This window comes from Aliterella sp. E5.1, from assembly GCF_057473825.1.
Map to the genome: position 1 here is coordinate 1 of NZ_JBYCCV010000281.1, position 1,977 is coordinate 1,977.

1 protein-coding gene is annotated in these 1,977 nt (G+C 43.3%); it reads right to left on the minus strand.

The window, feature by feature from the left end; all coding sequences use genetic code 11:
• Positions 1 to 1,977: hormogonium polysaccharide biosynthesis protein HpsA (gene hpsA / locus AC2VE5_RS26290; RefSeq protein WP_486890500.1), on the minus strand; the 1,977-nt coding region annotated here is incomplete at both ends.

Below are 1,977 nucleotides of genomic sequence, written 5' to 3' on the forward strand. Positions count from 1 at the left end.
TCTGAACTGGTGTTATTGTGTTCGTTAAGTATGAACCTACATAACTACTGGCAGTTGGTTTTTGATAAGGATAAGCGTTATCAGTATTGCTTATATCCCACCATAAAGCACTGGGAACAAAGCTATTGTCCCAAAAGCCATTTTTCTTACGAGCTTGAGTGACAGAAGTACCTGCATTATTGTTGAGATCGTAATCTCCTTGATCGCGGAAACCATCTCGGAAACTGCCCGATAGTAGTACCATAGTATCAGAAATAATGGTTGCAGCGCGCCATTGATCGCCGTTGTTACCGCAGCCCGTTTGCCCTTTACGACAAGCAAAGTTGAGATTGAGTGCTGTATTACGAGAGTAGAAGTCGCTCCAGTTGTTCTCTAATGTGTCTGTAAATTCTTCAGTAGGGTCTGTAGATGTTCCTGACTGCTCGTGCAAGTTAAAGTTTCCCTGAATGTAAGCAGGCAAATTAGTGACTAAAGTTAAGCCCTTTTCTTCTGGTCTATAATCGTCATCTCGTTCTAAGTTATTGCCATTAATTAGCCTAATACTATTGGGACGGCGTGTAGGATCGAGTTTGAAATCAGTAGGGCTAATTAGCTCTTTTTCAGCACTGGTATCACTTAAATCAAGTAACCCATCATCTCGACTAGCATAAATAATGCCGCTATTAGGCAATAGATACTCGTTTGTGCCGATTGATTTTTTTGTGATGCCTTTGTCAGGGTCGCTGTCCAGATTAATGTCAGTCACCCGGATTTCTAAGGGTTGCCGTTGTTCTAGTTCTAGGTCATAGTTGCTTGCAGTTTTATCAATTGCCTTAATTTCTCTGGCATTAAGGAAAGTTGCTTCTCGGATCGCTCCATGAGGAAGCACAGGACTTGTACTAGGAGAAAGGGTAGTATCCAAGATTTTGATACTACAAATAGCTGTATCGATCGCTGAGTTTTCAGATAAACTTAGAGGCTTGTTAATATCTAACAACCCCCCACTCCCATTAAGTTTTACAAGAGCTTTTTGTAGAGGTTCATTGACAATGCGTCCATTAGGAAACATTAGTTTTGCTTGCGCTTTTAACTCCGCCAAGTTAGCTCCAATCGCCGTTAACCTATCATTGTTGCTGCTATAAGGAGCAGGATAGACAACTCCATTGTTTGACCTACCATTAGTTGTATCAATACCATACCCACCGTCAAAATTGATTTTGTTTTTGGCGGTAGTGGCATTCGTGGGATCGTAGTAGCTGCTGACGCAAGCAATGGGAGTCTGGCTCGTTCCAGCACTACTAACATAGTGATAAACGGCTGTAGCCCGCATCCGTAAATGTGGTGGTGCGGTACTCTCATTTACACCTGTTGTAATTGGATCGTCTGTGCCACCTGACATGGGCATAGTGTCAGGCCAAACCAAAGTATATGGGGTAGCTGTAGCTGTGGTTTCACCTGCTAAAAGAGGAGCAATAGGAATAGCTATACCGCCGTCAAGGGTTGTAGGGGTGGCTGGTAGAAAAGAAGATAATGTGCTGTAACTTCCTGCTCCAGTTATTACTCGCAAGCCGCCAGTATTGGATAAATTGTTTGCAGGTTGTTGGGCGGCTGCGTCTTCCCAAAAGCCATTGCGCTTGGATATTCCTATATCAGGAAGGGCTACCACTTGAGTAGTACGATAGCGAGGCTTGTCACTTGGTGCTGTCCATTTAATCGTGCTGCCAAGAAATAGTTTTTCAAGTGGATCTGTAATGTATGAGGTACCGTTCTTCCAGATAGCGGGAAGGTTGTTCCCTACATTAATGCGATCGCCTAAGTAGGTTTCTATACCCTCCTCTTGCTGCTTCTCTGGTTGGGTCTGTTTTAAATTATCTGTATTGAGAGTAAGTCCAGTATTAGCAGTTGTAGGTTCGCGCCAGACAGCAGGTGGATCGATCGCTGTGCCTGAAGTAAAAATATTTGCACTGGTGTATGAACTTAGTGCATTTGTCCCAAATC